This window comes from Martinezella hainanensis (assembly GCF_900094555.1).
GTDB lineage: Bacteria > Pseudomonadota > Alphaproteobacteria > Rhizobiales > Rhizobiaceae > Rhizobium > Rhizobium hainanense.
In genome coordinates this window covers 125,821-151,919 of record NZ_FMAC01000003.1, presented here as the reverse complement: position 1 = coordinate 151,919, position 26,099 = coordinate 125,821, and the positions used below count along the sequence as shown (strand labels likewise).

24 protein-coding genes are annotated in these 26,099 nt (G+C 60.7%); 9 read left to right on the top strand and 15 right to left on the bottom strand.

What is annotated here, in order from left to right; genetic code table 11:
- The first annotated feature begins 6 nt into the window (after positions 1-6).
- From araG to GA0061100_RS11270, 3 genes are all read left to right on the top strand, one after another.
- Positions 7-1,512 (top strand): L-arabinose ABC transporter ATP-binding protein AraG, encoded by a 1,506-nt coding sequence (gene araG / locus GA0061100_RS11280; RefSeq protein ID WP_075852796.1) that lies wholly within the window; start codon positions 7-9, stop codon positions 1,510-1,512.
- 16 nt (positions 1,513-1,528) lie between these two features.
- Complete coding sequence (gene araH, locus GA0061100_RS11275; RefSeq protein ID WP_075852795.1) at positions 1,529-2,485, top strand: L-arabinose ABC transporter permease AraH; 957 nt, start codon at positions 1,529-1,531, stop codon at positions 2,483-2,485.
- A 118-nt stretch (positions 2,486-2,603) separates the two neighbouring features.
- The gene (locus GA0061100_RS11270) at positions 2,604-3,377 is read left to right on the top strand and encodes a FadR/GntR family transcriptional regulator (protein WP_075853240.1); all 774 of its coding nucleotides are present in this window, start codon (positions 2,604-2,606) and stop codon (positions 3,375-3,377) included.
- A gap of 25 nt (positions 3,378-3,402) precedes the next feature.
- On the opposite strand, the gene GA0061100_RS11265 is transcribed toward GA0061100_RS11270, so the two are convergent.
- Positions 3,403-4,176 carry an SDR family oxidoreductase gene (locus GA0061100_RS11265; protein ID WP_075852794.1) on the bottom strand — a complete coding sequence of 258 codons (774 nt, stop codon included), beginning with the start codon at positions 4,174-4,176 and terminating at the stop codon, positions 3,403-3,405.
- 133 nt (positions 4,177-4,309) lie between these two features.
- Between GA0061100_RS11265 and GA0061100_RS11260 the strand changes: the two genes are divergently transcribed.
- On the top strand, positions 4,310-5,296 hold the full coding sequence (locus GA0061100_RS11260) for a LysR family transcriptional regulator (RefSeq protein WP_075852793.1): 987 nt from the start codon (positions 4,310-4,312) through the stop codon (positions 5,294-5,296).
- 70 nt (positions 5,297-5,366) lie between these two features.
- Here the strand turns inward: GA0061100_RS11260 and GA0061100_RS11255 are convergent, their stop codons facing one another.
- From GA0061100_RS11255 to GA0061100_RS11245, 3 genes are all read right to left on the bottom strand, one after another.
- On the bottom strand, positions 5,367-6,650 hold the full coding sequence (locus tag GA0061100_RS11255; protein ID WP_075852792.1) for a cystathionine gamma-synthase family protein: 1,284 nt from the start codon (positions 6,648-6,650) through the stop codon (positions 5,367-5,369).
- A 123-nt stretch (positions 6,651-6,773) separates the two neighbouring features.
- Positions 6,774-7,688, bottom strand: a complete 915-nt coding sequence (gene ppk2, locus GA0061100_RS11250) for a polyphosphate kinase 2 (RefSeq protein WP_075852791.1) — start codon at positions 7,686-7,688, stop codon at positions 6,774-6,776.
- A gap of 210 nt (positions 7,689-7,898) precedes the next feature.
- Entirely contained in the window at positions 7,899-8,687 is a 789-nt protein-coding gene (locus GA0061100_RS11245; protein WP_015343521.1) for a 3-hydroxybutyrate dehydrogenase, read from the bottom strand.
- A gap of 207 nt (positions 8,688-8,894) precedes the next feature.
- On the opposite strand from GA0061100_RS11245, the gene GA0061100_RS11240 reads away from it, so the two are divergent.
- Together GA0061100_RS11240 and GA0061100_RS11235 are read left to right on the top strand one after the other, a co-directional pair.
- The gene (locus GA0061100_RS11240; RefSeq protein ID WP_075852790.1) at positions 8,895-9,641 is read left to right on the top strand and encodes an acetoacetate decarboxylase; all 747 of its coding nucleotides are present in this window, start codon (positions 8,895-8,897) and stop codon (positions 9,639-9,641) included.
- A 45-nt stretch (positions 9,642-9,686) separates the two neighbouring features.
- Positions 9,687-10,844, top strand: a complete 1,158-nt coding sequence (locus tag GA0061100_RS11235) for a patatin-like phospholipase family protein (RefSeq protein ID WP_075852789.1) — start codon at positions 9,687-9,689, stop codon at positions 10,842-10,844.
- A 118-nt stretch (positions 10,845-10,962) separates the two neighbouring features.
- On the opposite strand, the gene GA0061100_RS11230 is transcribed toward GA0061100_RS11235, so the two are convergent.
- Positions 10,963-11,583 (bottom strand): CGNR zinc finger domain-containing protein, encoded by a 621-nt coding sequence (locus GA0061100_RS11230; protein WP_075852788.1) that lies wholly within the window; start codon positions 11,581-11,583, stop codon positions 10,963-10,965.
- A gap of 163 nt (positions 11,584-11,746) precedes the next feature.
- Between GA0061100_RS11230 and GA0061100_RS11225 the strand changes: the two genes are divergently transcribed.
- The 3 genes from GA0061100_RS11225 (at position 11,747) to GA0061100_RS11215 (ending at position 14,178) form a co-directional block, all read left to right on the top strand.
- Complete coding sequence (locus GA0061100_RS11225; RefSeq protein ID WP_075852787.1) at positions 11,747-12,433, top strand: alpha/beta fold hydrolase; 687 nt, start codon at positions 11,747-11,749, stop codon at positions 12,431-12,433.
- Between the two features lie 56 nt (positions 12,434-12,489).
- Positions 12,490-13,332: an alpha/beta fold hydrolase gene (locus tag GA0061100_RS11220; protein WP_075852786.1), complete on the top strand. Its 843-nt coding sequence runs from the start codon at positions 12,490-12,492 to the stop codon at positions 13,330-13,332.
- A 75-nt stretch (positions 13,333-13,407) separates the two neighbouring features.
- Positions 13,408-14,178 carry an SDR family oxidoreductase gene (locus GA0061100_RS11215; RefSeq protein WP_075852785.1) on the top strand — a complete coding sequence of 257 codons (771 nt, stop codon included), beginning with the start codon at positions 13,408-13,410 and terminating at the stop codon, positions 14,176-14,178.
- A 20-nt stretch (positions 14,179-14,198) separates the two neighbouring features.
- On the opposite strand, the gene GA0061100_RS11210 is transcribed toward GA0061100_RS11215, so the two are convergent.
- From GA0061100_RS11210 to GA0061100_RS11165, 10 genes are all read right to left on the bottom strand, one after another.
- Complete coding sequence (locus tag GA0061100_RS11210; protein WP_075852784.1) at positions 14,199-15,092, bottom strand: hypothetical protein; 894 nt, start codon at positions 15,090-15,092, stop codon at positions 14,199-14,201.
- Between the two features lie 136 nt (positions 15,093-15,228).
- Positions 15,229-16,926 carry a GMC family oxidoreductase gene (locus GA0061100_RS11205; RefSeq protein WP_075852783.1) on the bottom strand — a complete coding sequence of 566 codons (1,698 nt, stop codon included), beginning with the start codon at positions 16,924-16,926 and terminating at the stop codon, positions 15,229-15,231.
- Between the two features lie 3 nt (positions 16,927-16,929).
- Positions 16,930-17,658 (bottom strand): SDR family oxidoreductase, encoded by a 729-nt coding sequence (locus GA0061100_RS11200; RefSeq protein ID WP_075852782.1) that lies wholly within the window; start codon positions 17,656-17,658, stop codon positions 16,930-16,932.
- A 141-nt stretch (positions 17,659-17,799) separates the two neighbouring features.
- Entirely contained in the window at positions 17,800-18,522 is a 723-nt protein-coding gene (locus GA0061100_RS11195) for a ParA family protein (protein ID WP_075852781.1), read from the bottom strand.
- Between the two features lie 299 nt (positions 18,523-18,821).
- Positions 18,822-19,703: a hypothetical protein gene (locus GA0061100_RS11190; protein WP_075852780.1), complete on the bottom strand. Its 882-nt coding sequence runs from the start codon at positions 19,701-19,703 to the stop codon at positions 18,822-18,824.
- 198 nt (positions 19,704-19,901) lie between these two features.
- Positions 19,902-20,984 (bottom strand): protein-glutamate methylesterase/protein-glutamine glutaminase, encoded by a 1,083-nt coding sequence (locus GA0061100_RS11185; protein WP_075852779.1) that lies wholly within the window; start codon positions 20,982-20,984, stop codon positions 19,902-19,904.
- Between the two features lie 5 nt (positions 20,985-20,989).
- Positions 20,990-21,841 carry a CheR family methyltransferase gene (locus GA0061100_RS11180; RefSeq protein WP_075852778.1) on the bottom strand — a complete coding sequence of 284 codons (852 nt, stop codon included), beginning with the start codon at positions 21,839-21,841 and terminating at the stop codon, positions 20,990-20,992.
- A gap of 12 nt (positions 21,842-21,853) precedes the next feature.
- Positions 21,854-22,363 carry a chemotaxis protein CheW gene (locus GA0061100_RS11175; protein ID WP_075852777.1) on the bottom strand — a complete coding sequence of 170 codons (510 nt, stop codon included), beginning with the start codon at positions 22,361-22,363 and terminating at the stop codon, positions 21,854-21,856.
- Entirely contained in the window at positions 22,364-24,193 is a 1,830-nt protein-coding gene (locus tag GA0061100_RS11170; RefSeq protein WP_075852776.1) for a methyl-accepting chemotaxis protein, read from the bottom strand.
- 190 nt (positions 24,194-24,383) lie between these two features.
- Positions 24,384-26,090, bottom strand: coding sequence for a methyl-accepting chemotaxis protein (locus tag GA0061100_RS11165; protein ID WP_075852775.1), 1,707 nt, complete (start codon positions 26,088-26,090; stop codon positions 24,384-24,386).
- Positions 26,091-26,099: the final 9 nt, after the last annotated feature.

Below are 26,099 nucleotides of genomic sequence, written 5' to 3'. Positions count from 1 at the left end.
GCGAGCATGGCTTTCCTTGAGTTCAAGGGCATTTCCAAGGGCTATCCCGGTGTCCAGGCGCTGTCCGACGTCTCCTTCGACGTCGAAAGAGGCGCCGTGCATGGGTTGATGGGCGAAAACGGCGCCGGCAAGTCGACGTTGATCCGGGTTCTCTCAGGCGATCAGGCGGCGGATACCGGCAGCATCGTCATCGATGGCGTGGAGCAGCATTACAGCTCCGTCCGCGATGCCTTTCATGCCGGCGTCATCGTCATCCATCAGGAACTGCAGCTGGTGCCGGAACTGACCGTCGCCGAGAATCTCTGGCTTGGCCGTTTTCCCGGCAAGGCCGGTGTGATCGACGGCAGGACATTGATCGAGACCGTTCGCACCAAGCTCAAGGAAATCGGCATCGACGTCGATCCGGCAGCCAAGGTTTCCTCGTTGTCGATCGGCGCCCGCCAGATGGTGGAGATCGCCAAGGCCGTCATGGTCGATGCGCGGGTTATCGCGCTCGACGAACCGACCTCGTCGCTATCGTCACGCGAGAGCGAAATCCTGTTTTCCCTGATCGACCGGCTGAGAGCGAACGGCACGGTCATCCTCTATGTCTCGCATCGCCTGGATGAGATCTTCCGGCTCTGCGACAGTCTCACCGTGCTGCGCGACGGCAAGCTCGCCGCGCATCATCCAAAGATCGCCGATACGACGCGCGAGCAGATCATTTCGCAGATGGTCGGCCGTGAGATCAGCAATATCTGGAGCTGGCGCGAACGTCCGCTCGGCGAGGTACGTCTCCAAGCCAAGGGGCTTTCGGGCTCGAAGCTGCGCAATCCCGTCAGCTTCTCGGTGCGCAGGGGCGAAATTCTCGGCTTTTTCGGTCTTATCGGTGCCGGCCGAAGCGAGATGGCTCGCCTTCTCTATGGTGCCGATCATCGCCACCAGGGCACGGTCTCGATCGACGGCGTCGCCGTTTCGCCCAATAATCCGAAGGCTGCCATCAGCGCCGGCATGGTTCTGTGCCCGGAAGACCGCAAGTTCGACGGTATCATTCAGGGGCGATCGATCGAGGAGAACATCGCCATCTCCTCGCGCCGGCATTTTTCGCCCTTCGGCATCCTCAATCCGAAGAAGGAAGCCTCGGTCGCCGATCAGTTCATCGCCAAGCTCAGGGTGCGCACGCCCTCGCGCAAGCAGGATATCGTCAATCTCTCGGGCGGCAACCAGCAGAAGGTCATCCTCGGCCGCTGGCTTTCGGAGCAGGGCGTCAAGGTTCTCGTCATCGACGAGCCGACGCGCGGCATCGATGTCGGCGCCAAGTCGGAAATCTATGAGATCCTCTATGAACTGGCGGCGGGGGGCATGGCGATCGTCGTCATCTCCAGCGAGCTTCCCGAGGTCATGGGCATTTCCGATCGCATCATGGTCATGTGCCAGGGGCGCGTCGCCGCCAATGTCGATCGCGCCGATTTCGACGAGCGGGCCATTCTGACCGCAGCGCTGCCCGACAAGAACGCCGCCGGCACAATCTAATTCAGGAATGGTGACGATGAATTCGTTGAAAAAAATCCTCCTCGGCGAACAGGGCCTCGTAGTGATCTTCGCGATCGCCTTCGTGATCGTCTCGCTCTTCGTTCCGAGCTTCCTGACCGAGCGTAACATGCTTGGTCTGCTGCAGTCGGTGGTGACGATCGGCATCGTCGCCTGCACCATGATGTTCTGCCTTGCATCGCGCGACTTCGACCTTTCCGTCGGCTCGACCGTCGCCTTCTCGGGCATGATCGCCGTCATGGTGTCGAATTCCACCGGCTCGATTCCGGTCGGGCTCGTGGCGGCCCTGATCTGCGGCAGCGTCGTCGGCGTCGTCAATGGCGTCGTCATCGCCAAGTTCCGCATCAATGCCTTGATCACCACGCTCGCCACCATGCAGATCGTGCGCGGCCTGGCCCTGATCGCCTCTGATGGCCGCGCCGTCGGCATCAACGATCCGGCTTTCTATCAGCTGGCGCTGTCGCGCTTCCTGACGGTGCCGACGCCGATCTGGATCATGATACTGCTGTTCATCGTCTTCGGTTTCACGCTTAATCGCACCGTTTTCGGCAAGAACACGCTCGCGATCGGCGGCAATCCGGAGGCTTCGCGCCTTGCCGGCGTTAACGTCGTCAATATGCGGATCTGGATCTTCGCCCTGCAGGGGCTGGTCTGCGCCATTGCCGGCATCCTGCTCGCCTCGCGCATCACGTCGGGCCAGCCGAATGCAGCAACCGGGCTGGAACTTTCCGTCATCTCGGCCTGCGTGCTCGGCGGCGTGTCCCTGGCTGGTGGCCGTGCGGCAATGACCGGGGTGATCGTCGGCGTCCTCATCATGGGCATTGCCGAGAATGTCATGAACCTGCTCAATATCCAGGCCTTCTATCAATATCTCGTGCGCGGCTGCATTCTGTTGATTGCCGTTCTGTTGGATAATCTGCGTTCGTCGGCGGCAGGGCGTGGGAGCCGCTTGTAACGATCGGATTTCCTGGGAGAAGTTTGGGGAGAAGTTTGCCGGGCTTGCAGTTGCGCATTGATGCCGGGGCATGGTGCCGCTCATGATCGCTGCCGGGCAGCGGAAGGGAGTGCAAGTGATGAGTACGCGTTTGGGATCTTTACGGACTCAGGGCGGGGCCGCGCCCGAACAGGGCAGGCGCACCGTGCGCGAGGAGCTGTTGAAGAAGCTCATCGGGCAGATCGTGTCGGGCGCTCTTGCCGAAGGCTCGATCCTTCCGAACGAAGCCGAACTCTCCGAGGTCTATGGCGTCAGCCGCACCAGCCTGCGCGAGGCCATGCAATATCTGTCGGCGCTGGGGATGGTTCGCTCGCGCACCCGCGCCGGCACCACGGTCCTTCCGAGGGAAAACTGGAACTATCTGGACCCGCTGGTTCTCGATGCCACACTGGCACTCAGCAATGATCGAAGTTTCTACGATTCCCTGCTTGATGCGCGGCAGGTGCTGGAGCCCGCCGCCGCCGCGCAGGCAGCCGCCAATGCTACAGCCAAGCAGCTCGCACAGATTGCCGAAGCGTTCGAGGATATGGTTGCCGCAAATGCGCGCGACAACGAGGCGTGGAGCCAGGCGGATCTGGAGTTTCACACGGCCATCATCAATGCCAGCGGCAATTGGGTCTTCCGCCAGTTCGCCACGGCGATCCGTGCCGCTCTGCTCGCGAGTTTCCGCCTGACAAATCGGGCCAGCCAGTCGCATGATTACGCGATCGCCCGCCATCAGGATGTTCTGGATGCGATCCGCATGCGTCGACCTGATGCGGCACGTTTCGCCATGGAGCAGTTAATCGGAACGGCCAGAATGGAGCTCAGCGACGCGCTGCGCGCCGCCAAGCCCAAGGACCAGCTAGACTAGGCTTAGTCGTCGCGGGGCGATCCGCCTACTTCGTCGTGTAGCCGCCATTGACGAGAATGGTCTGTCCGGTCATCCACCAGCCCTCCGAGACGAGGAAGCGAATGTAGGGGACGATATCCTCGATATCGGTAAGGCCGGTCTTCGAGAATTTCGAAAGCGCTGCCGCCCCCTTGTGATAGGCCTGGGCATCGGCGCTTTCTGCCGGGTAGAAGAATGGCGTATCCATCGGACCGGGGCCGATCGCGGTGACCGAGATGCCGCGATCGCCGAACTCCTTGGCTGCAGCGCGGGTGAAGTGCTCAACCGGTGCCTTCGTCCCGGCATAGCTCGAATAAAACGGCGTGAAGGCGCCGAGAAGTGACGTGACGAGCGTGCAGATCTTGCCGTTATCGTTGAGCGACTTGCCCGCTTCCTTCAGGAAGAAGAAGGCCGATTTCGAATTGACGGCGCTCATCTCGTCATATTCGGCCTCCGATATATCGACGATCGGTTTCTTCAGCACCTTGCCGACCGTATTGATCGCGATATCGGGGCGGCCGAAGGCAGAGACAGCCTCGGCAAAGAGTTTCTCGGCCGCGCCTGCGGTCGTTAGATCGGCCTGGAATGCGGCCGATTCGGCACCGGCGGCCTTGACGGCAGCAACCGTCGCATCGGCATCGGCCTTCGTCGCGACGCTGTTATAGTGAATGGCGATCGCCTTTGCGCCATGCGCTGCGAAATCGCGAGCGATCAGGCCGCCGAGATTTTTGGCGCCGCCGGCAATGATGACGGTCTTTCCCTTGATGGAATGGTCGGTCATGAATGGGCCTCCTTGGGAAGTGGGACGGCACCGCGCCGCCCTTCCTGAGGTAAATCTATCGTCTGGAATTTGCCGATAAAGCAGCCTATTTTGACATCATCTGTCAGAATATACGGACAATGGCGGCATAGATTTGGATCGCATCGACCTCTTCAGGATTTTTACCCGCGTCGTGGAGTGCAGCAGCTTCACCCGCGCGGCCGATACGCTGGGCCTGCCGCGCTCCTCGGTCTCGGCCGCGGTCATCGAGTTGGAGGGACGCGTCGGCGCGCGGCTGCTCCATCGCAGCACGCGCAAGGTCTCGCCGACACAGGATGGCACCGCCTTCTATGACCGTTGCCTGCGGGTCATTGCCGATGTCGAGGAAACGGAGAGCCTGTTTCGGCAGAGCGACGCTAAACCTTCAGGCAAGCTGCGCACGGATGTGCCGGGCCGCATCGGCCGGTTGATCGTTGCGCCGGCGCTGCCGTCGTTCCTCGACCAGTTTCCCGACATCGAGGTGGATCTCGGCGTCACCGACCGGGCAGTCAATCTGGTCGAGGATAGTATCGATTGCGTGTTGCGCGTCGGCCCGCTCGTCGATTCCGGATTGATTGCCCGGCCGATCGGAAAATTGCCGCTCATCAATGTCGCAAGCCCCGACTATCTGTCGAAGCATGGCACGCCGCAGACGCCTGTGGACCTCGACTGCCATTGGGCAGTCAATTATGCGTCGCCCTCGACAGGGCGAACCGAGCCTTGGGAGTGGCTGGAGGATGGCATGTTGCGCAGCCTGCCGATGAGAGGCCGCGTGACGGTCAACAGTGCGGAAGCCTATATCGCCTGCTGTGTCGCGGGCCTGGGGCTGATCCAGAATCCGGCTTACGATCTGCGTGCGCATCTGGAGGCGGGCGAGCTTGTCGAGGTCATGCCGGATTATCGCGCGGAGCCGCTGCAGATGACATTGCTCTATCCGCACCGCAGACATCTCTCCCGCCGCGTTCAGGTCTTTGCCGACTGGCTGCAAGCGCTTTTGGAGGAAACTGCTGTCCGGCAATCGATGATGTTCCAGCGCAAAGCTGACTTTCAAGGAACGTTCGGACATGACCGAAGGGGAACAAGCAATTTGCCAGGTCGTTGAGACCTGGGTGGCTGCGAGCAGGAAAGGCGATACGGCTACTGTCATCGGCCTGCCGATCAGGCCACTTGCATTATGCGGCGTCGAGGGCAGCAGCCAGATCGGCAATCAGATCGTCGGGATGTTCAATCCCGATCGACAGGCGGATCGTCGATTCCAGCACGCCGATACGATGGCGCACATCAATCGGAACGCCGGAATGCGTCGTTGTTGCCGGATGGGAGGCAAGCGATTCCGTGCCGCCGAGGCTGACGGCGAGCTTGAAGATCTGCAGCGCGTTCAGGAATTTGAACGATGCCGGCTGGCCGCCATTGATGTCGAAGGAGAAGGTGGAGCCCGCACCGCTGCATTGGGCGGCGAAGGTGCGGCCCGTTGCCGATGACGGGTCGGTATAAGGGAGGTAGTGGATCTGCTCGACCTTCGGATGATCCCGCAGGAAATCGGCAACCGCTCGCGCATTGCTGTTTGCCCGCTCCATGCGGATTTGCAGCGTTTCCAGCGAACGGCCGAGCATCCAGCAGGAATGCGGGTCGAGCTGCGTGCCGATCGCTCCGCGCAGCGCCTTCACCTGTTTGATGACGGCCTTGGAGCCAAGAGCGGCCCCGGCGATCAGATCGGAATGACCGCCGACATATTTGGTCAGCGAGTAGAGCGAGATATCGGTCCCGTGCTCGATCGGCCGCTGGAAGACCGGGCCGAGCAGCGTATTGTCACATGCGATGATCGGCGTGTGTTCCTGCTTCTTGCCGATCGCATCGGCAACGCGGCGGATCATCGCGATATCGACGAGGCTGTTCGTCGGATTGGCTGGCGTTTCGACGAGAATGACGGAGACGCGGCCCTTGGCCATCGCGTCCTCTGCCGCTGCCATCACCGAGCCTTCATTGACACCATCGGCGAAGCCGACGGCGGCTACTCCGAGATTGAGGAATGTCTTGGCGATCAGCGTTTCGGTGCCGCCGTAAAGCGGCTGCGAATGCAGGATCGCGTCGCCCGGTCGCGCGAAGGTGAGAAGGGTTGTCGCGATCGCCGACATGCCCGAGGAAAATAGCGCGCCGCTTTCCGCTTTTTCGTAGACGGCGAGACGATCCTCGACGATTTCGCTATTGGGGTGGTTGAAGCGCGAATAGACGAGCCCGACGCCCGTGCCCGCCGGAGGCTCGGTGCGGCCGGAGATGTAATTGAAGAAATCGCGGCCGTCCTCGGCCGATTTGAAGACGAAGGTGGAGGTCAGGAAAACGGGCGGCTTGACCGCGCCCTCGGAGAGTTCGGGATCATAGCCGTAATTCAGCATCTGGGTTTCGGGATGGAGGGGGTGATTGCCGATATGCGTTTTGGACGGATGCGGCGCAGTCATGACGGTCTCCTCAGCCGACGACACGAATTTTAGATTCGCATCATATCACCAGTTGAGCTGCCGCTTGCTATAGTCTTTGGCGGATGACGGGCTCGCTGAGGCGAGCCCGTCTAGTCGATATCGTCAGTAGATTTCCGGCACGTACATTTCCGGCGGCACCGGTGTGCGATGATAGTCGGCGTTGCGCATGCGCTCCGGCAGGATGATTTCCGGCTTCGGAACTGCCTCGTAAGGGATCTGCGTCAGCAGATGCGCGATGCAGTTGAGGCGTGCCCTCTTCTTGTCGACGGCATGGACGACCCACCACGGCGCTTCCGGAATATGGGTGCGCTCCAGCATCTCTTCCTTGGCCTTGGTGTATTCTTCCCAATGCACGCGGCTCTGCAGATCCATCGGCGAAAGCTTCCACTGCTTCAGCGGGTCCTGAATGCGCATGTTGAAACGGAATTCCTGTTCCTCGTCGGTGATCGAGAACCAGTATTTGAGGAGAATGATGCCGGAGCGAACCAGCATGCGCTCGAAATCCGGCACGGAGCGGAAGAATTCTTCCAGTTCTTCCGGCGAGCAGAAGCCCATGACCCGCTCGACACCGGCGCGGTTGTACCAGCTGCGGTCGAACAGCACCATTTCGCCCGCCGTCGGCAGGTGAGCGGCATAGCGCTGGAAATACCACTGGTGCCGCTCGCGCTCGGTCGGAGCCGGCAGCGCGACGACGCGGCAGACGCGCGGATTGAGGCGCTGGGTCACGCGCTTGATGGCACCGCCCTTGCCGGCGGAATCGCGGCCTTCAAACAGCACAACGACCTTGAGCTTCTTGTACTGCACCCAATCCTGCAGGCGCACGAGCTCATGCTGAAGGCGGAAGAGTTCGCGGAAATAGACCCTGCGGTCGAGGGTCGCTTCGCCTTCGCTGATAAGGCCTTCGGCAACCAGCTCGTCGAGACGGTCCTCCTCGAGCTGCATCTCCAGCTCTTCGTCGAAGCTGTCGACGATCTCATCCTTGATGCGGCTGAGCGGGTCCTGGTTTTCTTCGGTCATTATGCGCCTCCTGCTCTGTTTTCATGTTGATGCTGCAGCTTAGAGCGTGATGCCGAAAAGTGTCGGCGGTTTTCGGACGACATCACGCTCTACTTCTTTGATGCTAGAGCGGATTCAGATTTTAGGTCGAACAGACCTAAAATCATCCGGCTCTAGCGGCCGCAGAGAGCCGGCACGATGCTCACGCATGTGCCGGCTGTGGCTTCGGCATTATTCGGCGGTCCAGCCGCCGTCGACGGAAAGCGTCGTGCCGGTAATCTGCTTGGCGGCGTCGCCGCAAAGGAAGACGGCAATGGCGGCCACTTCGTCGACGGTCACGAATTCCTTTGTCGGCTGGGCGGCCAAAAGCACGTCATGCTTGACCTGCTCTTCCGTCATGTTGCGTGCCTTCATGGTCTCGGGGATCTGCTTCTCGACGAGCGGCGTCCAGACATAGCCGGGCGCGATGGAGTTGACCGTCACGCCGTTCTGTGCGGCTTCGAGAGCGATCGTCTTGGTGAGGCCGGTAATGCCGTGCTTGGCGGAAACATAGGCCGACTTGAAGGGCGAGGCGACGAGCGCATGCGCCGAGGACGTGTTGATGATGCGGCCCCACTTGCGCGCCTTCATGCCCGGAATGGCGGCCTTGATCGCGTAGAAGGCGGCAAGCAGGTTGATGCGGATGATCGCTTCCCATTTGTCGTCGGGGAATTCCTCGATCGGCGCAACGAACTGGATGCCGGCATTGTTAACGAGGATATCGAGGCTGCCAAAGGCTTCTTCGGCTTCGCGGACCATGGATGTCACTTCCTCGCCATTCATCATGTTGGCGCCGGAGTAGCGGCACTTCACGCCGAAATCGGCTTCGATCGCTGCGCGTTCCTTCTCGATCGCATCGGCATCGCCGAGGCCGTTGATCGTCACATTGGCGCCCTCGGCGGCAAAGGCGCGAGCAATCGCAAGCCCGATACCGCTCGTCGAACCGGTGACCAGCGCATTCTTCGAAGTCAAGGAACCCATTATGCTACTCCCGCAATCGCTATGACATGGTTGAGTAAAGGGAAATGCTCAAGCTGGGCGCACACTGCCAGCCTGATATGTCGCTTTGATTACAGTGGCAATTCGGGTTCCGGCCGCAACCTTTCGGCACCTGACACTTCACTGTCATGCAACCGTGCAAATTTCCGCTCCGGCGCCCGGCGATTTTCTCTAGCGACGGACAATACGATGAAGGTCGAAGACATTCTCAAGCATGCCTATGCAATGCCGCTCACCAATCCCTCCTATCCCCCCGGACCCTACAGGTTCTTCGATCGAGAATACATCATCATCACCTACCGCACGTCGCGCGAAGCGCTTGAGGCCGTCGTGCCCGCGCCGCTCGAAATCGATGAGCCGCTGGTGAAATACGAGTTCATCCGCATGCCCGATTCCACCGGCTTCGGCGATTACACCGAGACCGGACAGGTCATCCCGGTCACCTATCGCGGGCAGAAGGGCGGCTACGTCCACTCCATGTATCTCGACGACGATGCGCCGATCACTGGCGGCCGCGAGATCTGGGGCTTTCCGAAGAAGCTTGCCAGCCCGAAGATCGTCAATGAGGGCGAGGTCATCGTCGGCACGCTGCATTACGGCAGCGTTCTCTGCGCCACTGGGACGATGGGCTACAAGCACAAGCCGGTCGATCAAGGGCCGCTTCTGTCCGCTCTCTCGGAGCCGAATTTCCTAATCAAGATCGTGCCGCATGTCGACGCTACCCCGCGCATCTGCGAACTGGTGCGCTACTACCTGACCGACATCACCATCAAGGAAGCCTGGACCTCGCCAGCCGCCCTTGATCTCAGGCCGCATGTCATGGCCGATGTCGCGCGGTTGCCCGTTCTCGAGGTCGTTTCCGCCGTTCATTTCACTGCCGATCTGACGCTCGGCCTCGGCGAAGTCGTGCACGACTACCTCGCCGAACGCAGATAATCGCAAATTACCTTAATTACTTTCATTTCATGCTGGAGACGGACCGTGCTTGAACGAAACCCCAAGGCCGCAGCCCCGACCATTTCTGAAATAGCCGCGCAATATGATCGCGTCGCTCTGGTGTTTCAGGGTGGCGGGGCGCTCGGCGCCTATCAGGCCGGTGTCTACCAGGCGTTAGCCGACGCCGGCTGTGAGCCCACCTGGCTTTCGGGCGTTTCAATCGGTGCGGTCAACGCCGCGATCATCGCCGGCAATGAGCCGAGCCGTCGCCTGCAGCGTCTTGAGCAGTTCTGGCAGATCATCTCCGGTCGCAAGATCTGGGCCTACACGCCGGAAGGCGATTTTTTCCGCGATATCCGTAACCGCACGAGTTCGTGGATGACGATGACGATGGGTCAGCCCGGCTTCTTCAAGCCGCGCTTTCCCAATCCCTGGTTCGAACTGCCGGGTGCGGAAGGCGCGACCAGCTTCTACGATTCTTCGGAGTTGAAGAAGACGCTGGAAATGCTGATCGACTTCGACGTGCTGAACGACGGCAAGAAGCGTTTCAGCGTCGGTGCGGTCAATGTGCGCACCGGCAACTTCGTCTATTTCGACACTGACAATATCCGCATCGGTCCCGAGCACATCATGGCAAGCGGCGCCTTGCCGCCTGCCTTGCCGTCCATCCGTATTGAAGGCGAATATTATTGGGACGGCGGCATCGTCTCCAACACGCCGCTGCAATATCTGCTCGATCAGGAAGAGGACCGCAGCTCGCTGGTGTTCCAGGTGGATCTGTTCAGCGCCCGCGGCGTCCTGCCGCGCAGCATGCCCGACGTGCTGTCGCGCCACAAGGACATCATGTATTCGAGCCGCACGCGGCAGAACACCGACAATTTCAAGCGCATCCACGGGCTGAAAATGAAGCTCCTGAGCGCGCTGAAGCGTGTTCCGAAGGAACAGTTGACTCCCGAAGAGGAAGAGCTGATCGCCGATTATTCCGATGCCGGTGTCGTCAACATCGTGCATCTGATCTATCAGCACAAGAATTACGAAGGCCATGCCAAGGACTACGAGTTCTCCGGCACCTCCATGCGCGAGCATTGGGACATGGGTCTGGAAGACACCAAGCGCACGCTGCGTCATACCGAATGGCTGCTGCCGCCCTTCAGCGACGATGCCGTCGCCATTCATGACCTGCATCGCGAAGATCCGGCCTAAGCCGAGAGGGTGCCTGTCGGCCCGACTTCAACGATGATCAGGCCGGAGCGAGCTGCGCTTAGCTCCGGCTGAGTTCACGATTCCTCCGCAAAACCTCCATCTTCTTGTGTGGCAAGCGTCAGCTCTGCTTGAGCCGGTGCCGATGGGCCGCCTGTTTGGCGCGATTGCCGCACATCGCCATGCTGCACCAGCGTCTGCGGTGGCCGCGCGTGTGATCGACGAAGAGCAAGGTGCATGCGTGGCCTTCGCAGGCTTTTACGTCAGAGAAATCCTCCGTGCAGACAAAACGCCCCAGCGCTTCGCCGATCGGCAATAACAGCGATTCCGGCGAACGCCATTTCCGCATCGGCTGAAAGCCGAGCTCTTCTTCGTCGTCGGATTGCCTTGCGACAATCCGATTAAAACCTTCGTCGCGTTCCAGCAGGCGATTCAGTGGCTCCAGATCGTTCAAGGCATCCGATGTCAGCGGCTTTCCCTTGCGGGAATTTACGAAGGCCCTGAACCATTCGCGCAGGCTTCTTGCCTGATCGGCGACCTTGTCGAGTTCGCCGGGCAGTGCCCGTTCGCGCATGGCAGCGAGCGTCTCCCGAGGCACGAGGCCCGCCTGTTCCAGCCAGCGCAGAAAACCTTCACCATCCTCGATCCAGTCGATCGGCACATCCACAGGCGTTGCGACCGAATTGAGGAAATCCAGCCCCAGCGCATCGCCAACGAAGATGGCGGGCGAGTGGTTGTCCATGGACTACTTCCTTTCCGGCCGCCGACAAGGATGTTGAACGGCCATTCGAAAACATGATCGAGATATAACCTATCAAAGACCTCTTGACAAGTTACGCACACCAAGAGTAACCCTATAAACGCAATTTGACAGGTTACTAAATCAAGCCACAGGGAGAAAGCTGATGTCGTCGCAGAATGCAGATGTTGTTCTTGTCCATGGCGCCTGGGCGGATGGGTCGGGCTGGGCAAAGGTGATCGCACCGTTGGCGGCCGAGGGCTTTTCGGTAACGGCTGCGCCGCTGCCGTTGACGTCATTTGCCGATGATGTCGCCGCCCTCGAACGGGCCTTGGAACGGAAGACGGGACCGGTCGTTCTGGTCGGTCACGCCTATGCCGGTGCCGTGATTGCCGCCGTTCGCAGCGAAAAGGTCAAAGCGCTGGTCTATGTCGCGGCGCTTGCCCCGGATGAAGGTGAGACGGTCGCGGATGTCTTTTATCGCGGCGAACCGCATCCGCAGGCGCCGAAACTGGAGCCCGACAGCCACGGGCTGATCTATCTTCCGCCCGACGCGTTCCCCACCGCCTTTGCCCAGAACGCGAAGGCCGATGCGCTGGCAGTTCTGGCGGCCTCGCAGCGGCCGATCTCGCCAGCGTCTATCACTGTTCCGGTCGGCCGTCCGCTCTGGAAGGATCGTCCCGCCTGGTATCTGATCGCCGAGGAGGACCGGATGATCCGGGTCGACAACCAGCGCTACATGGCGACGCGCATGAAGGCGGAACAACGCTCGATCCCGGCCGATCACATGCCGATGGTTACGTCGCCGGCTGCCATCGTCGACATCATAAGAGATGCCGCCGCCGCGATCTGAATTCTCAACATGTAACTCTATAAATACAATCAGCAAGGTTATGAAAGGACCTTATCATGACTGATATCAGCTATCGCACCGTCAATGTCGAAGGCGTCAAGGTCTTCTATCGCGAGGCAGGTTCGCCCGGCGCCGCCAAACTCCTGTTGCTGCACGGCTTCCCGAGTTCCAGCCACATGTATCGCGATCTCATCCCACTGCTCGCCGATCGCTACCACATCGTCGCGCCGGATCTCCCAGGGTTCGGTCAATCCGATGCCCCGAAGGGCAGCAACACGTTCGACAGCATTGCTGAGACGATCGACCGCTTCACCGAAATCGTCGGCTTCGATCGCTATGCCGTCTATGTCTTCGACTACGGCGCGCCGACGGGCTTCCGGCTGGCGGTGAAGCATCCCGAGCGGATCACGGCGATCATCTCGCAAAACGGCAATGCCTATGAAGAGGGTCTGGGCGACGAGTGGAGCCCGATCCAGGCTTATTGGCGCGAACCTTCGGAGGAAAACCGGAATGCGCTGAAGGCGGCGTTCACGCCGGAGGCAACGGTTTGGCAATATACCCACGGTGTTCCCGATGCCTCGAAGGTCTCTCCGGACGGCTATTCGCTCGATAGCTTCTATCTGGCGCGCCCTGGTTCGGAGAAAATCCAGCTCGATCTCTTCGGCGATTACAAGAGCAACGTCGCGCTCTATCCGACCTTCCAGAATTACTTCCGCACGCACAAGCCGCGCCTGCTGGCGGTCTGGGGCAAGCACGATCCCTTCTTCGTGCCGCCAGGCGCTGAGGCTTATCGCCGGGATATTCCCGAAGCGATCGTCAAGCTTCTCGACACCGGCCACTTCGCACTCGAGACGCATGCGGCCGAGATCGCAGCCGAAATCCGCTCTTTCCTGGGCTGAGGTCAAGCCCTGCCGCACCGGCGAGGAACCGGCGTGGCAGGGCGCTCGCCTGTTTTCGATTTCAGGAGGAACACCATGTCCGACACTGTAGCCATCATCACCGGTGCGAGCCAGGGAATTGGGCGGGCAACCGCCATCCGTCTCGCACGGAATTTTAGCGGATTGGTTCTTGTTGCCCGCAACAGGGACAAGCTGGAGGATACGGCCAAGGCCGCCGAGGCGGCCGGCAGCAGAGTGCTTGTCATAGGCGCCGATCTTGCCGAACCGACGGCTGCCCAAAGCGTTGTCGATGAGACGCTTGCCGCTTTCGCGCGGATCGATGCGCTTCTCAACATTGCCGGCGCGGTGCCCCAGATCGACCTCTTCGACATGACGGATCAGCAATGGGATGATGGCCTGGCGCTGAAACTGCATGGTGCGCGTCGGCTGACCATCGCTGCCTGGCCGGCATTGAAGAAGAGCCGAGGATCCGTCGTGTTGATGTCGGGCAATTCGGCAATCTTTCCGAAGGCGCCCTATGCGGCCGTCGGCACGATAAATGCTGCAATCATTGCCCTGGCGAAGGCCTTCTCCGATCGCGGCATTGCCGACGGTGTTCAGGTCAACAGCGTTTTGCCCGGCCCTGTCATGACCGGGCGGCGGCGATCCTATCTCGAACATTGGGCGCCGTTGCACGGCATGACCGTCGACGACGCCACAGCCAAATTCCCGGAGGAAGCCGGTATCGCCCGCTATGGCGAGCCCGAAGAGATCGCCGAACTGATGGCTTTCCTGGTCTCGCCGGGAGCCCGCTGGATGACCGGATCAGCCCTGCGCATGGATGGTGGCGAGGTGAAATCCGTCTGAGCAAGGCCGGATGACCAGTGTCAACGCGCTCTGTAGCTGACGGAAATCTTCGCGCTTGCCAGGGCGGTTTGTGCGAGTTGCGCAGCGTCGAGGCCGAGAGTGCCGATCGGCAGCGGTTTATCAAAGGCGAGGTCAAGCGTGAAGAAGCCTGTCGGATGCGGCAGATCCTGGACGAAACGCAGCAGCGCCTTCTTCGACTCCGCGTCGATCCGATTGTCAGGTAAGGCCTGTAGCGCCGTTACCGACGTATCCCGCAACTGACTAATCCCTTGCGCGGGATCATCCGAACCCGTCAGCTGCTGGAGGAAAGCCGCAAGCGATGGCATAGCCATGCCCTCGAGCAATCCCATATTGTCGAGCCGGAAGCGCAGATGAGCGAGGCTAACCGATCCTTCCTGCGTGAGAGCCGACGTGCCGGCATTTTTGGGCAGGTTCAGCTCGGCAGAGACCGAGGCCTCGCCAAGGCGCAGATTGGTGAGCTGGAGCTCCTGAATGTCCAGATAGCCGTCTTTCGGATCGAAACGGAAAGCGCCGGACATGTCCATCGGCCATTGTTGGACTGTCGTGATGTAATTGGCCATCGCATTGTCGAGCATCGGCGTGAAACGCACACCCTCGACCGAGAAACGGCCCCAGGTGGGCAAATGGTCAGGCTTGGCTGCGATCGCCTTGACGAAGTCAACCAGGCCGTCTCCCTTGAATTCGGCGCGATCGAAGGTCCATCCCATTCTGCTGCCGGATTTGAAAAGACCGTTCGTAACGGCGCAGCCGTCGTGCAGGTCGGAAATGGTAAAGCCGTCCCTGTGCTGGATGACGGCGCTGCCCTCTATGAGGTCCGAACATGGCGTTCCGGCAGCGGCGGCAGAGAAAGGAACGAGGAAGATGAATAGCGGGAGCAGCAGGGAGACGCGCATCTTTCAGGACCACCTGTTTGAGTCGATCGGCAAATACGAGCTGCGCCATGTTTGCGGCTATGCCGCCGGTGTCAAGGCACGGCGCTTTGATAACTGGCTTGCTCCCGATGCCGTTCGATGAGGACGTGGCACACACTTAGGCCATGGCGCCGGTCTTGTCCTCGGCGCGGATCAGATCGGCCGCCTTCTCCGCCAGGCAATAAGTTGCTGCGACCGTGTTGGCCGAGACGATGCTCGGCATGATCGATGCATCGACGACACGCAGACCCTTAACGCCATGCACACGCATTGTCGCGGGATCGACGACCGAGCGCTCACCGCGCCCCATGGCACAGGTGCCGACCGGATGAAACAGCGTGCTAACCCGCTCGCGAATGAAGGCGTCGAGCGCGCCATCGCTGTCGGTGTCCGGACCCGGATCGATTTCGGCATCGAGATGCGGTGCAAACGGCGTCTGTGCGGTAATCTTACGTGCAAGCCGGATGCCCTTGCGCAACACGTCCATCGTGCTGTCGCCGCGAAAGAAGTTATAAAGGATCGAGGGTTTGTCGCCTGGATCGGCGCTCTTCAGGGCGACACGGCCGATGCTGCCTGGCCGCAGCTGGCAGACATGCATCAGGAAACCATGGCCGGTGAAGCCCGAGGCCGCCTGCGTATTGGCCCGACCGGTGCAGAAGAAGAGCTGGATATCAGGCCGTTCGCTTTCAGGATCGGTCGAGATGAAGCCGCCGCCTTCGCCCGTGGTCGAGGAAAACAGCCCGCGCTTGTTGAAGATCCAGTTGAACACATGACCGATATTGTGCGGCAAGGCGCGCCACGAGACGCCATAGGGAGCGATGGATTTCGCCCGATATTCGATGGTGACGTCGAGGTGATCCTGCAGATTTTCGCCGACCCCTGGCAGATCCGCGACCACCGGAATGTCGTGGCGCGCAAGCTCCCTGGCATTGCCGATGCCCGATAGCATCAGCAGATGCGGCGACGCGAAGGAGCCGGCCGAGAGGATGACCTCGCGTGCGTCGAGCCTGCCATTCTCTCCATTCCGTCGGAAGGCAATGCCGGTTGCCTCTCGACCCTCGAACAGGATGCGCGTAACCTCGGTCTCGCTCATCACGGTGAGGTTCGGCCGATGCCGTACCGGGTCGAGATAGGCGCCTTCGGCGGTGACGCGTTCGCCGTTCCTCTGCGTAAAGGTATAAAGGCCGACGCCGTTCTGTCGCGCGCCGTTGAAATCGGCGTTGAGGGGATGGCCGGCCCGCTGCGCAGCCTCCAGGAACACTTCCGCCATCGGGTTGACGCTGCGCAGCGGCGCGATGTTCAGCGGTCCGCTCGTGCCGTGATAGGCCGGGTCGATCTGCCGGTCGAGCGGCGTGTCGCCGAAACGGATGTGCCGCGCGGAGCCCGGCTCGGACAGGATTTCGAAACGCTCGAGCTTGCGGAAGTAGGGCAGCAGGTCGTTGTAACCCCAGCCGGGATTGCCGAGGTCGCGCCAATGGTCGAAATCCTCCCGCTGGCCGCGAATGAAGATCTGGCCGTTGACATTCGTCGAGCCGCCCGTGCCTCTGCCGCGAGGCAAAGCGATGGAGCGGCCTTGCAGGCCGGGCTCGGGTTCGGTTTCGAACCAGGACATGAATTTCGGGCCACCGAGAAAGGCGAGCGCCGGGGCCATGAAGGTCACCATGGCGAGCGGAATGCGCACGATGGCTTTCCGTGCGTTGCGATCCATGCCCGCCTCGACCAGGCAGACGCGCCTGGCGGAATCCTCGCTCAAGCGATTGGCGAGCACACAGCCCGCCGCACCGCCACCGACAATGATATAGTCGAAGTCGGGCAAGGCTCAGATATCCTGGGTCTGCGGCAGGATCACGAGATCGCGAATGGTGACGTTGGCTGGTCGCGTCAGCATGAAGAGCACTGCATCGGCCACATCTTCCGACCGCAGGCCCTCGCGTGCCTCGATCTTGGCATCGATGGCGGCCGGATCGGTATAGCCCCAGAGTTCGTTGAGCACGACACCGGGCGCGACCGAGCCAACGCGGATATTGTGCTTCATCGTCTGCCGCCGCAGCCCGTGGACGAAAGCCTGGATCGCGTGCTTGGAAGCCGAATAGATCGGCTCCCAATGGATGGCCTGGTGCCCGGCCACCGAGGACGTGACCACGATCTGGCCGCTACCCTTGGCGATCATGCCCGGCAGCACGGCACGCGCTAGCCGAAAGACCGAATTGACGTTGATCGCGATAAGCTCGTCCCAGGCGTCAGGATCGCCTTCGGCGACGTCGCCGGGAATATAAAGGCCGGCATTGGGCAGGAGAATGTCGATGCGACCGAAGTGCTCGATTGTAGCATCCACGACCATCTTGACGGCATCCGGCTCCGTGAGATCCGCCGGCAGCACCAGTGCGTTGCCGCCTGCCTTTGCGGCGACGGCTTCCAGCCGTTCAGCGGAGCGGCCGACGAGCGCCAGCTTCACGCCTTCCTCGCTGAGAGCCAATGCGGTTGCTCGCCCGATGCCCGAGCTTGCGCCTGTGACGAGCGCGACCTTGCCTGCAAGCTTCTGTCCCAAGATGTCCTCCCCATTGGCGGACCCTTGGAAATTCTCCGCCGATTGGGAGCCTAGGTAGGCGGACTTTACCCGTCAATGAAAAATCTTTTCTCACGTAAATTTTATGACCAACGCAGCGGTCGCGCGGGCAGATGGAGATCGTCAGCCCGAGAGCTTGAAGCCGTCGGCTTTCGTTCGCTCGGCAGTACGGCCGCTATAGGGCAGAATACGGCGCAGAACTTCTTGAGCCAGCGTCTGGGCGTTCTGCTGTGCCTTGTCGAGATTGCTGACGGTTTCTGGGTCGATCGAATAAAGGGTCTGGCCGTAACCGAAGACTTCGCGATAGGCGGCGCGCTCGATGATCGGCGTGGACATCACATGGACGCGGCGGCTGGAGAGCAGCTCTTTTACCGATTGCAGCGCCCGCGTGGTCACCATCGGATTGACACGAGTCAAGACCACCGAATGCGGGATGCGGATATCGGCCCGATCCTCCAGATATTGCAGCAGTTCGATGACGTTGGTGGCGCCTTCCGCATCCATAGCCGAGCCTTGGACGGGAATGAGCACGTAGTTCGAGTATCCGAGCGCCTGCGCCAGCAGCGGGCTGCGGGCGCCGGGCAGGTCGATCAGAAGGAAATCGACTTCGCTGCGAAGCTTGCGTGCATGCTGGCCGAGATTGGCCGCAGTGACGTAGGGCACGACCGATAGGAAAGGGGGCGCCTTCTGGCCCAGCCGCTCATGCCATTTGGAAATCCACAGCTGAGGATCGGCATCGAGAATGGCGACCGAAAAGCCCATGCGGGCAAGCTCGCAGGCAACGATGACGACGGCGGTGGTCTTGCCGGCGCCGCCCTTGGTGTTGGCAAAGGTCAAAACGGCCATGGGAGCTTCCTGGGCTGATCGGATGGACAACGCAATGGGGTAGGCGAGCAGCTGTCATGGCTTGGCGAGAATCGTTACGCATTTATGGTTAACAAACCCTTTTGGATGGGCCCAATCCATCAACTCCTCCTACCGGATCAAGCGGCTGCAAGCGCTTCGAGGTGTCGCTTCGGCCGTATTTTTCCGGTTAGGCGATTTGCTAGATTCTGCAGTTGATCACCGAACTGCCGCGCCACATAGCCTGGCTATGGAAGAAGGCTCGCAAAACGCGAGCCCTCCATGTCGGAATGAACGAAGGATCAGTTATTCAAGAAATCCGGTGTAATCCGATCAAGTTGCTGCAGCTGCATGATGCCGCGATTGCGATCAACTGCTGACTCCGGAACCCGTCTCGGCCCGGTGGGGGTCAACTTACCGGCATCGTTCTTTGATGGCAGATTTAGAATATTCGGCGATTTAAGAATATAAGGAGAGGTGCCCTGAAGCTCTTTTCCCGGCGGCAGGGCGTGGCTTTCCGGAATGGGGGCGACCACGATGACCTTTGTTGGCTTTGGTGTTTTCGGTAGCTCCGAAAAGGTGAAGTCAATCGTCTCGATGGTCGTTCTGGCATGGGATATGCCGCCAGTCGCGATCCATTTCCCATCGGCGAAGTCAGCGCCCAGACCCGCGCCCGTGGTGACAGTCACTCTCACGGAATAGCTGAAGCTATTCATTTGGCGCTCGGTATGATGCGAAACTTGAGACACCCAATCACGCAATCTGAAGTCTTTTACGTCGACGTAAATATCCTTGTAGGTGTCTTTTCTCGCGCACGCCTTTGAACGTTTCTCAAGCACGAAGACGCTATATTCGACCTTGCCGTTTCGATAGGCTTCACGGGAAGCGCTGGCATTTGCAGAGTACAGAAGCTTGTCGACGCCTGCCGGTGCTATCCATTTCAACGGATCGACATTGGCGTCGTCGTTTGCTGTTACATTTTGAGTGATCGCATAAGTCGATGTCCAATTTGAGAAGTCAAAGCCGCCATGGTTCTTGTTCTCTTTAAAAACGGTCAGGATCTCGCACTCAACAATGTCAGCGAGCTTGTTTATACTTTCGGGCTGAGCGTCGGGCATGCGGGGTAATGTATTGCATCCGGCTAGGCCGGCTAAGGTGGAAAGAATTATTACTTTGGTCTTCATTGGATTCCCCTCTGTTTGTTACAAACAGAGCGTCGCCGCACAAAGATATTCTGTCCAGTAAATAATAAACCTTATCGTGTTTTTCACTGAGTGCAAATAAACGCATGCGTTGCTAGAAGGCGGGTATTCTGCAAGATTCCTTCTGCCGATCGCTATAGGTCCAGATAGGAACAGCCGAAGAGATAGCTGGCAACACCATCAATGCCGTTTATCCGCCGCCAGGATTTCGCGAGCGATCTGGCCGAGCCCGACGGTTCTGTCGACGCCGCCATGCGCGATCGCTTCCTTCGGCATGCCGAAGACGACGGAGGTTTCCTCATCCTGGGCTATGGTGAAGGCACCGGCATCGTGCATTTCCTTCATGCCGCGGGCGCCGTCGTCACCCATGCCGGTCATGATGACGCCCATGGCGTTTCCTGCTGCCGAGCGTGCTGCCGAGCGGAAGAGTACGTCGACGGAAGGGCGGTGTCTGGAGACGAGGGGACCATCCTTGATCGCCACGACATAGCGCGCGCCCTGGCGTTCGAGCAGCATGTGCTTGCCGCCGGGGGCGATCAGCACGTGGCCGCGCAGGACCGCATCGCCATGTTCGGCTTCCTTGACTTCCACCTCGCAAAGACTGTTCAGGCGCTTGGCGAAGGCGGCGGTGAATTTCTCCGGCATGTGCTGCACGATGACCATGCCGGGCGTGTTGGCGGGAAGCGCCACGAGCATTTCACGCAGGGCCTCCGTGCCGCCGGTCGATGCTCCCACACAGACGATCATCTCCGTCGTCTTGGCCATGGCCCTGCCGCTCGGTGGTGGCAGAACGGCATCGGCCGTCAGCTTGGCGGTTGGCTCGGCTGGGGTGACGATCCGGCGGCGAGCGCTGCCGAGCCGCGCCGCGGCGGCACCCTTGACCGCTTCGCGGATCATGTCAGCCGTTTCCGCCAGATGGTCGGCGGCCGCGATCTTCGGTTTGAGGATAATATCGACGGCCCCAGCCTCCAGTGCCTGCATCAGGGTTTCTGAACCGGCTTCTGTGAGCGAGGAACACATGACGACAGGGATCGGCCGCTGTGTCATCAGCTTGCGCAGGAAGGTGATGCCATCCATGCGCGGCATTTCGACGTCGAGCGTGATGACGTCGGGGATTTCTTCCTGGATCTTCTTCGCCGCCATGAAGGGGTCCGAGGCGGCACCCATGACCTCAATCTCCGGATCGGCCGACAGCACCTGCGTCATGACCTGCCGGACGCTGGCTGAATCGTCGACGATGAGCACGCGGATCTTCTTGGCCATGCGGGTCAGACCTTCCTGAACACGGTGTTGGCGACCTGCTTGACCGGCAGGTTCAACCCGCTGATCGTCTCGGAATGGCCGACATAGAGGAAGCCGCCCGTCACCAGCTTTTCACAAAGCCTGGAGAGCACTTTTTCCTGCGTCGGCTTGTCGAAGTAGATCAAGACGTTGCGGCAGAAGACGATGTGAACCTTGTCGCCGATCTCATAGGCGCGATCCATGAGATTGAGGCGGCCGAAGCCGATCCTTGAGCGCAGCCTGGGATGAATGCGAACTTCGCCTCGCTCCGGGTCGCGCGCCTCCATCACATAGCGAAGACGCCGCTGCCGGTCGACCGGATCGATCATCCCGGTCGGATAGACACCCCTGCGCGCCGCGCGAAGAACATCGGTCGAAAGGTCGGTCGCCAGTATGCTGTATTCGGGGGCGCCGTGGGCCTCGCGATAATCCTCGAGCACCATGGCGATCGTGTAGGGCTCCGCACCGACAGAGCAGGCGGCACTCCAGATCCTGAGGCGGCTATGCCCTGCCGCCTGAAGCTCGGGGAGGGCGGAGGTTTCGAGATGCTCGAAATGCTTCGGCTCGCGAAAAAAGTCCGTCTTGTTCGTCGTCACGGCGTCGATCAGATGGATCGCTTCGCGGTCGATACCGCCGCGTTTGAACAGATAATCGCAATAATCGTCGAGGTCGCCGATTCCGGTCGCCCGCAGCCGGCGGCGCAATCGTCCCTCCAGCATCGTGCGCTTGCCTGGAGGCATCTTGATGCCGCTATAGTCGTAGATGTAGCGGGCGAGCTGGTCGAAATTCCGCCGGCTCAGCCCATTGTCTCCGTAGTCTCTTACATCCTGCAACGCCACTTTACGCCCCACTCAAACATCGGCCAATTCGGAGGCTCTCTGGCCCGTCCCCACGCCCATCAGCGACACCTTGTCGGTCGACGAGAAGAGCTTTGCGAGATCGATGATGACAACGAACCCGCCATCGCGGCGCACGACGCCGGCAATGTATTCGGATGGCCAGCGCACCCCGATATCGGGCGCGCTTTCGATCGCTTCCTGCTTGAAGGAGGTGACCTCGAAGACGCGATCGGCGACGAGCCCGAGCGTCAGGATCTTGTCCGTGATCGGGATGTCGATCACGAGGATGCGCGTGTGCGGCGTCTTCGTGGTGGCCGACATGCCCAAGCGCAAACGGAGGTCAATGACCGGTACGCCCTGACCACGCACGTCGCGCAGGCCGAGGAGATAATCCGGCCCGTGCGGAATGCGAAAGGCATCCTGATGGTCCAGGATCTCCCGGACCACCGTGACGGGCACGGCGAAGCATTCATCGCCGAGGCCGAACGTTACATATTGCGCTTCCGTGCTGGTCGCAGCCATTTATGCGCTCTCCCTGAAGTCGTTGTCGTCGGCGTCGGGACCGCCCATGGACATGTCGAGGGTGAAGCCCTTGGCACGGGCCTGCTGGGCGGCGACGCTGTTGTCGGTGCGTGCCGCAGGGGCTCTCGTTGCTGGCGCCTTGGCGGCTGGCTTGGCCTTGGCCGGGCTTGCGGCATGATGGATGGGAACATGAACGGCCTGGGCCTTGCGGGCATTGGCCTGATCGACGCGGAAGAAGGCGATGGAGGCCTGCAGCTCTTCGGCCTGGGCGGCGAGTTCCTCGGACGTTGCCGACATTTCTTCGGAAGCGCCGGCATTCTGCTGCGTCACCTTGTCGAGCTGCTGGATCGCCTCGTTGATCTGCGAGGCGCCGATATCCTGCTCGCGGCAGGCAGCCGAGATCTCGGCGACCAGCTCGGCGGTCTTGCGGATATCCGGAACCAGACGCGAGAGCATGTCGCCGGCCTCGGTCGCGACCGTCACGGTCTCGCCCGAGAGGCTGGAGATCTCGGCGGCAGCGGCCTGGCTGCGCTCGGCCAGCTTGCGGACTTCAGAGGCGACGACGGCAAAGCCGCGGCCATGCTCGCCGGCGCGTGCCGCTTCGACGGCGGCGTTGAGGGCCAGCAGGTCGGTCTGGCGAGCGATCTCCTGAACGATGGAAATCTTTTCGGCGATGGTGCGCATGGCGTTGACGGCGCGGTCGACGGCCTGGCCGCTGATCTCGGCATCCTTGGCGGACTGACGGGCGATCTTTTCGGTCTGGGCGGCGTTGTCGGCATTCTGCTTGATGTTGGCCGCCATCTCCTCCATCGAGGCGGAGGCCTCTTCGGCGGAGGAGGCCTGTTCGGTCGCGCCCTGCGACAGCTGCTCGGAGCCTGCCGACAGCTGCTGACTGCCGGATGAGACATTGTCCGAGGCCGAGAGCGCGTCGGCAACAACACCGCGCAGCCGCTCGACCATCGACTGCAACGACATGCCAAGCGTGTCCTTTTCCGACATCGGCTTCGGCTTCACCGTCAGGTCGCCATTGGCGATCTGGTCGGCGATCGTTGCGGTGTTGCGCAGGTTGCCGGTCATGACGTTGATGGTGTTGACGAGATCCTTGATCTCGTCATTGGTCTTGATCTCGATGTTCTGATTGAGGTCGCCGATAGCGACACCTTCGGCAACGGCCTGGATCTTCTTCAGGCCGCGATTGATGCCGAGTGCGATCCAGATGGCAACGGCTGTGGAGATCACGAACATGATGCCAAGCGACGTCAGCAAGAGGTTGCGCGCGGACGCATACTGGTCGTTGGTCGAAAGATCCGTCTGGTGCAGGTCTTCAAGGATCGCCTTGTTGACGGTCTCGAGGGCATCCTGAAGCAGGTCGCTCGCCTTGCGTCCCTCGCCCATGGAGAGGGCACCAGCCTTGCGGTTGCTCTCGTCGGTATTTTCGACTGCAAGCTTCAGGATCTGATCGTCGATCTGCTTCCAGGCCGGATACTGCTTGGAAAACTCGGCAACCTTGTCGGAAATCGCCGGGTCCTGCGCCAGCTTCTGGACGAGCTGCTCGATCGTGACCTCCTTTTCGTGAACGGCGTCGATGTAACCACCGATCGCCTGAGGATCGGTATTGAGGATAGCGTTCTTTTCATTGCGGATCGCATCCAGCACGGCGCTGGAGAGATCGCCGGAATTGCGGAGGTTGTTGGCCGGCCCCTGAACGATGTCGGTAATGGCCGAATTGAGGGAAGACAGGCTCGAGATCGCGAGGACGGACATGCCGGTCGACAAGAGGATCAGGAAGCCGAAGGCGATTGCCAACTTGAGTTTGATAGTAAAGCGCATCTCTGAAAAGCTCCTGGAGATGGAGGGTTGGATGATTGAAAAGTCAGACGGGGAGCCGTCTTGATGCGCGAAGACCGATACATTCACCCTTCCGCGAACCGGAACCGGTTCTTGAGGCCGGCGATAGCATTTGCCGGCCTTTGGTCCGGCGCCTCTCGGCGCCGGCGTTTGTTGATGTCAGAGCAAGCGCTTAGGCGCTCTGGCGAAAATCAATGTCGTCCGCATCCGGTCCGCCCATGGACATATCGAGGGTAAAACCCTTGAGACGAGCTTGCTGGGCGGCGACGCTGTTGTCAGTGCGCGCGGCAGGGGCTCTCGCCGGAGCTTTGGCGACCGGACGGGACTTCACCGGGCTGGTGGTGTGGTGGATCGGGGCATGTGCAGCCTGGGCCTTGCGGGCATTGGCCTGGTCGACCTTGAAGAAGGCGATGGAGGCCTGCAGCTCCTCGGCCTGGGCGGCGAGCTCTTCGGACGTTGCCGACATTTCTTCGGAAGCGCCGGCATTCTGCTGTGTCACCTTGTCGAGCTGCTGGATCGCCTCGTTGATCTGCGAGGCGCCGATATCCTGCTCGCGGCAGGCAGCCGAGATTTCAGCCACCAGTTCGGCGGTCTTGCGGATATCGGGCACGAGGCGCGAGAGCATGTCGCCGGCCTCGGTCGCGACCGTCACGGTCTCGCCGGAGAGGCTGGAGATTTCGGCGGCAGCGGCCTGGCTGCGTTCGGCGAGCTTGCGGACTTCAGAGGCGACGACGGCAAAGCCGCGGCCATGCTCGCCGGCGCGTGCCGCTTCGACGGCGGCGTTGAGAGCCAGCAGGTCGGTCTGGCGGGCGATTTCCTGTACGATGGAGATCTTCTCGGCAATGGTGCGCATGGCGTTGACGGCGCGGTCGACGGCCTGGCCGCTGATCTCGGCATCCTTGGCGGACTGTCGGGCGATCTTTTCGGTCTGGGCGGCGTTGTCTGCATTCTGCTTGATGTTGGCCGCCATCTCCTCCATCGAGGCGGAGGCTTCCTCGGCGGAGGAGGCCTGTTCGGTGGCACCCTGCGACAGCTGCTCGGAGCCTGCCGACAGCTGCTGACTGCCGGATGAGACATTGTCCGAGGCCGAGAGCGCGTCGGCAACAACACCGCGCAGCCGCTCGATCATCGAGTTGACGTGGCCCAAAAGCTCGCCGATCTCGTCCCTGGTGGTGATTGCGGCGAATTCGGTCAGATCTCCGTCGGCGACGGTCTGGACGGTCTTGACCGCACGGCTGATACCCTTGTTGATCGAGAGGATGATCCAGATTGCCGAAAGAAATGCGAGGATCGATGCCGTGGAGGCGATGATGATCAGGATCATGCGCGCATTCGCATAGTCGTTGGCGGCATCCTGATCCGCCTGCTTCAGTCTCGCCCGTTCGGAATCGAAGACCTGTGCAAGCACATTGTCGATTTTGGTGCTTACATCACGGGCGTCCGTCGTTGAAATATGCAGCGCGCCGGTGGTGTCTCCGGCAAGCATCATCGCGCGGATGCGGTCGTCCGCATTGCGCCAATTGGCGGATAGATTCTTGATCTCAGTCCAGAATGCCATGTCCTGAGCTGTGGTATTGGCCAGGATCTTTGCAAGGTCGGCATCGAACTCCGTACGCGCAGCGTCGCTCTTTGCGATATAGTCCTTGGTTTCGTTGACCGATGCGGATGACAGCATGTTCTTTTGCTGCCGCAACTGCTGCAGGACGGTAATATCGAGATTCTGGGCGAGCCGCAGACGTTCGGCCGGACCCGATAGCGTATCGGACCAATTGTCGTTGACTTGGCCGAGGGTCGTGATGCTGTAGACGGCCGTGCCAAGAAGCATGGCGATGACGACAGCAAACGTTAGTAGCAGTTTGAGCTTGATCGTAAAGCGCATCTGATGGCC